The 6,889-nt window shown below is 58.3% G+C and carries 8 protein-coding genes; 5 read left to right on the plus strand and 3 right to left on the minus strand.

The genetic code is table 11. The annotated features are described in order from the left end of the window. The first annotated feature begins 46 nt into the window (after positions 1-46). On the plus strand, positions 47-1,162 hold the full coding sequence (locus LN415_05785; GenBank protein ID MCJ2556605.1) for a hypothetical protein: 1,116 nt from the start codon (positions 47-49) through the stop codon (positions 1,160-1,162). A gap of 3 nt (positions 1,163-1,165) precedes the next feature. Here the strand turns inward: LN415_05785 and LN415_05790 are convergent, their stop codons facing one another. The 3 genes from LN415_05790 to LN415_05800 all read right to left on the minus strand — a co-directional run bounded on the left by LN415_05790 (position 1,166) and on the right by LN415_05800 (position 3,616). Continuing rightward, positions 1,166-2,344, minus strand: coding sequence for an ABC transporter permease (locus LN415_05790; protein ID MCJ2556606.1), 1,179 nt, complete (start codon positions 2,342-2,344; stop codon positions 1,166-1,168). Further along, on the minus strand, positions 2,345-3,367 hold the full coding sequence (locus tag LN415_05795) for an ATP-binding cassette domain-containing protein (GenBank protein ID MCJ2556607.1): 1,023 nt from the start codon (positions 3,365-3,367) through the stop codon (positions 2,345-2,347). An 87-nt stretch (positions 3,368-3,454) separates the two neighbouring features. Beyond that, on the minus strand, positions 3,455-3,616 hold the full coding sequence (locus LN415_05800) for a hypothetical protein (protein ID MCJ2556608.1): 162 nt from the start codon (positions 3,614-3,616) through the stop codon (positions 3,455-3,457). A 129-nt stretch (positions 3,617-3,745) separates the two neighbouring features. Here LN415_05800 and LN415_05805 point away from each other — a divergent pair, with 129 nt between their 5' ends. From LN415_05805 to LN415_05820, 4 genes are all read left to right on the plus strand, one after another. Beyond that, positions 3,746-4,591: a hypothetical protein gene (locus LN415_05805; protein ID MCJ2556609.1), complete on the plus strand. Its 846-nt coding sequence runs from the start codon at positions 3,746-3,748 to the stop codon at positions 4,589-4,591. 44 nt (positions 4,592-4,635) lie between these two features. Next, positions 4,636-5,793 carry an MFS transporter gene (locus LN415_05810; GenBank protein ID MCJ2556610.1) on the plus strand — a complete coding sequence of 386 codons (1,158 nt, stop codon included), beginning with the start codon at positions 4,636-4,638 and terminating at the stop codon, positions 5,791-5,793. 104 nt (positions 5,794-5,897) lie between these two features. Further along, positions 5,898-6,572, plus strand: a complete 675-nt coding sequence (locus LN415_05815) for a hypothetical protein (protein MCJ2556611.1) — start codon at positions 5,898-5,900, stop codon at positions 6,570-6,572. A gap of 106 nt (positions 6,573-6,678) precedes the next feature. Further along, positions 6,679-6,889, plus strand: a 211-nt coding sequence (locus LN415_05820) for an FAD-dependent oxidoreductase (GenBank protein ID MCJ2556612.1), incomplete at its 3' end; no start/stop codon positions are given.

A 6,889-nucleotide genomic window follows, 5' to 3' on the forward strand; every position in this document is an offset into this window, starting at 1 on the left:
AATCTATTAGTATCCAGAGAATCCTACTGGATTGGAGCGGGGGATCATGAAGGCGAGGTTTGTAGGAGCGATACTGGCGTGCGTCGTCCTTCTGTGGGGAGCTTTTGCCACCCCATGCGCAAGTGCTGAGGAGCAGGGCGGACACATTTGGCTGTCAATCGAGAACGGAGAGTACGAGGGAAACCACACGGACCCTTGGATAAACGAGAGCTGGGTGTTCGAAGCCGAATACGAGGCGAACGGCACGTTCGAGTTCAACCTGACGGTGGAGAACAGGGCATCTGAGACCACCGACGTGTACGTTCTCATCGCCGTTCGAGGGAACACGACCGGCAGTGACATGCAGACGATAGCGGTCGATGGCGGGAACGCCGGTGCGGTCGTCTACACGCTGGCGGACTTCGACCAGACCGATTTCAACCCGTTCTACTTGGATCAGGTATCGGCGGGCTCCCACGGCGTCTATCCTCCGTCGGGCAATGGCATCTGGGTCACCTACCGAGTCGGCTGGGTCGACGGGAAGGGAACAGGCAGCAACGTCACGAACCTGACCATCGATGTGACGCTCGGACCGGACCCGTCCGACATCTTCGTGGTCCACTTCGATGCCTACGGCCTGGACGCTGACGGAGAGCTGAAGTACTGGAGTCCCAACGGTCACGACTCGACGGTCGTCATGAAGGAGGAGAAGGGAAACGGCAAGGGCAAGGGCCACGGAAAGAAGCCCAAGAAGAAGCCGGTCGAGGACGAGGAGGACCCCGTGGAGGACCCGGAGCAACCGCCGGTCGAGGACGAGCCCGAGGACCCGGCGCCTGTTGAGGAGCAACCCGTTGGTGAAGAGGAGGAAGTCCCCGTTGAGGAGCCTGAGTCGCCGCCGACCGAGGAACCGGAGGACCCTGTGCCAGACGAGGAGCCAGCTGAGGGAAGCACTCCGGAGACGGAGGACCCAATTCTGCCCGATCAGGGGGATGAGACGGAAGCCGAGGTCGAGACGCCTCCGATCGAGCCTCTCATCGAGGATGATGGTTCCAGCGGGACCGATGAGACCCTTGCGGGGGAGTTCGAGCCTTCCTCAGGGACGGACATTGCGTTGCCTGTCGTTGCACTCCTCGCCCTTGCGGTATCATTGCTGGTCCTTGCAGTTCGGATGAGGAAGCGCTGAGCCCTACTTCTTCATCGCCCTCTTGAATATGGGAACCGCGACAGCCAGCAGCACGATTCCGAACGTGATCAGGATGATCAGCTCTGTCGAGATGGACTGAATGTCCGCTCCCAGGATCATAACCTTTCTCAGCGCGCTCGTCGCGTACGTAAGCGGGAGTGACCAAGCGATGTACTGCATGAACACCGGCATCTGCTGGATGGGGAAGAAGACGCCGCTCAGGAACATCATCGGGAACATGAGCGTCATCATCGCCATCGTCGCCGTCTGCTCGTCCCTCGCGACGGAGGTAATGAGGATCCCGAGCCCCACGAAGCTGAACACTCCCAGGATCAGCAGGAAGAGGAGCAGGAGGAAGTTCCCCTGGATCGTCACTCCGAATATCAGCACTGCAAGGCCGAGGACTATCAGCCCCTGAATCAGCCCCCTCGACGTCTGCGCTATCGTCTTTCCCAGGATGATCGAGAGCCTGCCGATCGGCGCGACCATCATCCCGTCCAGTGTGCCGAACTCCTTCTCGTACGAGATCGCATGGGGCAGCCCTGTCATGACGGACATCATCACAGTCATCGCCATTATCCCGGGGGCGACGAAGTCGAAGTAGCTCGGGTTCCCGGGAACGATGCCTCTCGTCTCCACTGTGTAGGGCTTCACGATGGCTAGAGCCTCGCTGCTGTTCACCCCGAGCTGCACGCTCAGGTTGGCTATCGCCCTCCACGTGCCCATCTGCTCGATGACTTGGGTGAGGATCCCCTGCAGCAGCAGCGATATCTGCGGGTTCGATTGGTCCGAGACTATCTCGACGACCGCTTGCGTGCCGCTCTCCAGGTTGGACGAGAAGTTCGATGGTATGATGACCCCACCAGCAAGCTCACCGTCCCGGATCCTTTGCTTGATGTCGTCGAAGCCAGTGGAGTCCTTAAGGCTCAGGAGCCCGCTCTCCTCGCTCACGTATGTCAGGTTCTGAGCAAAGGCGATGCCGAGCGGTCCGTCATCCTCGTTGGCAAGGCCCACGTCCGCGTTCTCCAGCGCGCTCTCCGTCGGGAATATGTACCCCACCATGACCATCATGAAGAGGGGCATGAGGATGAGCATGACCATCGCCATGCGGTTCCTCCACAGGTCCAGCAGGTCCTTCCACGCTATCCAGAGGCTGTGCCTCAAGGTGTCACCAGCGCCCATCTACCTCACCCTCCTGCTGAGTGCTGGAGGTCCGTGCCCGCCTCCCCCTTGGAACGACCTGACCTTGCTGGAGACCTCGGCCCTCATCTCCCTTCCTGTTATGTGGAGGAAGACGTCCTCGAGCGAAGGCTCCAGGCTCTTGACGAAGGCTATCTTGCCGTTCCTTGCCCTGATCGTGTCGATGATGTCGTCGAAGGCGTCATCACCCTTCGCCCTGATGAGGAGGTGAGTCTCGTTCTCCCTTACGACCGAGACTATAGTGGGCTGGTCCTTCAGCGCCTCCAGCATCTCGTTCGTGAGGTTGGGGATCTCGATGTCCACGCTCGCGATGTCAGCCCCGCCGATGATCCTCTTCAGGCTGCGCGGGGTGTCGAGGGCAACGATCTTCCCCCTGTCGATTATGCCCACGCGGTCGCACAGCATGTCCGCCTCGACCATCATGTGCGTCGTCAGGATGATACTCGTCTCGTTCTCGATGTTTATCCTCTTGATGAACTCCCTGATCTCCGTCGTGGACTGCGGGTCGAGCCCGAGCGTAGGCTCGTCCATGAAGAGAACGTCGGGAACGCTGAGAAGGGCCCTGATGATGTTTATCCTCTGCTTCATCCCAGTGGAGTAAGTCCCTATCTGGCTCTTCGCCCACTTCTCCATGTGAACGAGCTTGAGCAGCTTGTATGTCCTCTTCTCCAGCGTGTCCTTGGGTATGTTGTACAGCTTGCCGAAGAGCTTGAGGTTCTCCACTGCCGTCAGGCGGTCGTACATTATCATCTTCTCGGAGACCAGGCCGATGTGCTCCCGGACCTTCCCGTCCTGCTTGATTATGTCATATCCGGCGACTTCGGCGGTTCCCTCTGTCGGGGCGAGAAGCGTGCACAGCATCCTGATGAGTGTCGTCTTCCCCGCTCCGTTGGGACCGAGCAGGCCGAATATCTCTCCCTTCTTGACGTCGATGTTCACGTGATCGACTGCGACCAGGTCCTTGAACTTCTTTGTGAGGTTCCGCGTGACGATTGCCTCTACCATCAAAACCACTTCCTGACTCTCCTCCGATTTAGCACGCTCTGGATATAAATCTATGGCTCGGCCCGATCGGATGGGCGGAAGCCTAGCTCAGATCCCAGGGAACGTTCCCAGCTCCCTGCTGCTTCTGGAGGCGAAGTAGCCTCCGACGCCGCCGATCACGACCGTCCCAGCGACGATGAAGTCGAGTGTCAGGGCCCTCCGCTTCTTCACTCCACCGTAGATGAGGACGCCGAGACCCCAGTGCATCATGGCTCCACGTCCCGAAGTGGAGGGTACGAGCTGGAAGATTGGAGAGGCCTGGAACCTGGGTCGTCCAGCGCCAGAAACATTTATCGTGGGAGAACGCATACTCAGGCTTGAGAAGTGGGGCGGACCTGCATGGCGATCGACGAAGTGGAGGAACCTGTGGAGGAGCCTGTAGAGGACTCTGGCGGGAGGTCTCTCACGAGGAGGACCCTTGCGGTTCTGGTTGCCATTGCTCTCGTCCTGGCGGTGACTCTGGCCACGGTCGTCTTCTTCGTCTTCTTCACCGAGCCCGAGGAGCCGTTCATGACCGTGAGCCAAGTATACGATGACTGGACAGACACCGACGGGGATGACTGGCCCGATGATTTCGCTTCCTTCAATGAAGGAGACAATGTGACCGTTCGGGACAGGATACTCGGATTGTCACATTCAGACTTCATCGGATCGGCCTCCATTCTTTTCCCATATACGGGGAAGAAGTGGAACGATCTCATCGGGGAACGGGTATACCTATTTGCAGAGTCAAACGGAAGTCTGTGCTCGTACGGTCCCGGGGACTTGATGACACTTAATGGGACTCTCGAGGTCTACGAGTGGGAAGGCGAGAGAGTGGAGTTCTTCAACTGGACCATAATCGGTGATCCGGGCCCGTATGAAATCCCATCCGTCGACTTGAACGTAACTCATGGCGGGCCTGAGACTTGGAGGATGGAGGTCTCAGGTTGCAGCGCCCACTGCAAGCTCCACCACTACAAGGTCATGCTGAAAAGGTATGGGTTTGGGTGGGACTTGTTGGAGGGGCTAGAACACGGGAAGAGATCCAACCTGATGGAATTCTGGGACATGGACCGGGACGGATGCCTGAGCGAAGGTGACGTACTCTATGCCATGCCCGAGGAGGAGGGGGACTACGAGGTCCTGCTTCAGTACGGAGATGAGGAGCTGGACAGAGTCTCCTTCCACTACAGTGGGCCCTGAGGCGATAGCAAGCCTTATCTCCAGCATCCCTTTCATCGAGGACGATGGCGAGGAGACAGTCCTTCAGTCTCTTGATGGCGACCTTCATCGGGACCATGGACAGCAACGCTCTCGTACCCGTCATTGCCCTCTATGCCCTCTATCTGGACCCGAACATCGGTTTCGAGTTCGTGGGTCTGATCGTCGCCATGTACTCGATAGTGCACATCCCCTCAAACATAGTGTTCGGACGCTTGGCGGACAAGATCGGACGCAGGAACCCGCTTGTACTGGGTCTCTCGTGGGACGCCTTCAGCGTCTTCCTCTACTCCGTCGCGGGCAACCCCTTCCACCTGCTGCTCGTGAGGTGCATGCACGGCATGGGAGGAGGTTTCGTGGGACCGTCTTCCATGTCCATCGCCGCAGGAATGGCCTCCGAGGGTCGAAAGGGTCGAATGATGGCCCTGTACGGCATCTCCCTGGCCTTCTCGGTGATCGTCGGGTTCATGCTGAGCGGGGTCCTGGTCAGCAGGTTCAGCTATAACGCACTCTTCTATGTGTTGGCGCTCAGCCTCGTTATCGCGGTCCCATTCGCCGCCTCGATCAAGGAACCGAAGGTCTCCGGGCGGGTGAAGACGACGCTATTGGAGGACCTTCGCAAGCTCCTGGACATCCTGAGGAAGAAGTTGGCACGGGCCTCCTACGCCGCCATATTCTGCCTCTACTTCGCAATGGGCTCGTTCACGGTCCTCGTTCCCCTGTCCATGGAGTCACTCGGCTTGACGGAAGTGAATGTCGCGATGGCCTTCACCACTTTCGCGGTGTTATCCCTGGTCGTCCACTATCCGAGCGGATGGCTCTCTGACAAGCTGGGCCCCAAGGTCCCTGCGATTGCCGGACTTCTGACGATTGCCCTTTCTCTGCTTCTTCTGCCCTTCCTCGACACGTTCCTCAGTATGTTGCCCGTCATGGCTCTCTTCGGCGTCGGGCATGGCCTCGTCTTCCCGTCATCTTCGACGATGGTCGTGCGAAGCTCCTCTGAGGGTGAACTGGGTCTCTCGACGGGCGTTTTCTACGCACTTCTCGTTGCCGGAGTTGCGGTCGGTGCACCTATTGCTGGGTTCCTGGCAAATGCCTACACCATCGAGATGGGCCTATGGGCAACCGCCCTCGCGAGCACTATCGGTGGGATACTTGTTCTCGGAATGCTGAGAAAGGCATGAGATGTGAGGGCAAAAGCATTATATCACACTGTTATAGGGGGATTGGGCCTGCTGTCAGACGCTGACGGGTCGCGGGTCAACTGAACGTATAGGAAGGTGTTCGCGTGATAAACTACTTCCCGCTCGTTTCGTGCATCACGGCAGGAGTCTTCATGGTCCTTCTCCTCCGGCAGTACATCATCAGGAGAAAGGTCCATCAGCTGGTATGGACAGTGGCTCTGGCGTTCTGGTTCATCTCGACGCTCTGCGAGTTCCTGGGGGAACCCGGGGTGGTCGGTGGGAATGAATGGCTGTACAAGGTCTTCTATGTCCTGACCGGGCCGTTGGTCGCACTCTTCGGAGTGGGGTCTCTGTATCTCCTCACTCACAAGCCGTGGGGCAAGTACTTCTTGGCATACGCGATCGTTGTGTCCGCTCTGATGATAGTCCTGGGACTTACCGCCTCCGTTGACACGGACCTGTTGTCCGAGGGTTTCGAGATCGCAGGACAGGCCATGCCAGCCTATGTTCGGTACTTCTCTCCTTTGCTGACGGTTCCAGGAGGGTCATTGCTGATAGGCGGGGCCGTCTACAGCTTCTGGTTGGACAGGACAAGGAGGTACAACTTGCTGATAGCCCTGGGCGGCATCTTCCCGTTCATCGGAGGATCCATGGCCCGAGCCGGGCTAACGACGTTGTTCTACGCTCTCGAGATGGTCGGGGCCATCTTGCTGTTCGTGGGCTTCCTCCTGAGCATGGAGTATATCAAGAAGAAGGAGGAGACTGCCGAGCAAACATGAGTGTCCGGCTCCTGCTAGATAGTGACCTGAGCACTTCGGGACTGAGCTGGTTCAGGAAAGATTTTATAACTACGTTATCCTATGGAGAATCGTTCAGGGAACACCTATTACGCGGTCCCTGGAAGCTGACGGAGGGAACTGCCTGAGTCGTGGAGTTCTGGTCATTGGTGGAGGAATAGCGGGAATCCAGTCTGCCCTCGATGTCGCGGAGGCCGGTGTGAAAGCAGTCATCCTGGAGAACTCTCCCTTCATCGGGGGCCGTATGGCCCAGCTGGACAAGACCTTCCCGACGAACGACTGCTCCATGTGCATACTGT

Source organism: Candidatus Thermoplasmatota archaeon (assembly GCA_022848865.1).
GTDB lineage: Archaea > Thermoplasmatota > Thermoplasmata > RBG-16-68-12 > JAGMCJ01 > JAGMCJ01.